The following is a 561-nucleotide window of genomic DNA, read 5'->3' as shown; positions in this document are numbered from 1 at the left end:
GGAGTAAAATCTGTTGCGCTTTCTGGTAATCTCAAGGCTGATGTTTTGCCAGCTGAAGACCAAGCATTACTTGAGCATTATCGGCGTGCTATTGGCAATCGCCCAGTTTGGGCAGCTATTTCAACCCATGAAGGGGAAGAGGAAATAGCTTTTGAGGTACATAGGATTCTTAAAAATTATTTGCCAGATTTATTGACAATCATTGTACCGCGTCATCCTGAACGTTTAGGAGATCTTATCAAAAAATGTGACAATAAGAATTTGCGTTTTATCCGTAGAAGTAACAATGCTATTCCAGATGCAAATACGGATATTTTGTGGGGCGATACAATTGGAGAAATGGGACTTTTTCTTCGTTTATCGGTAGTTGCTTTCATTGGAAAGTCTTTATGTGGCGACGGTGGACACAATCCATTGGAGTTGGCTTTGCTTGGTTCAGCTATTTTAACAGGCCCTCATGTCTCAAATTTTCAAGAGATGTTTGAACAATTTTTAACACGTGATGCAGCATATATGATTCAAGATACAAAACAGCTTGCTATTCAGGTGTATAAACTTTTA

General features: G+C 38.9%; 1 pseudogene. It reads left to right on the top strand.

The annotated features are described in order from the left end of the window. Window positions 1-561 (top strand): annotated as a pseudogene (locus ACFIK3_RS09845) (3-deoxy-D-manno-octulosonic acid transferase); the annotation flags it as partial.

The organism is Bartonella sp. CB10SXKL (assembly GCF_042195515.1).
Lineage (GTDB): Bacteria > Pseudomonadota > Alphaproteobacteria > Rhizobiales > Rhizobiaceae > Bartonella.
The sequence above is the reverse complement of the archived record's forward strand: the minus strand, read 5'-3'. Positions and strand labels throughout refer to the sequence as shown.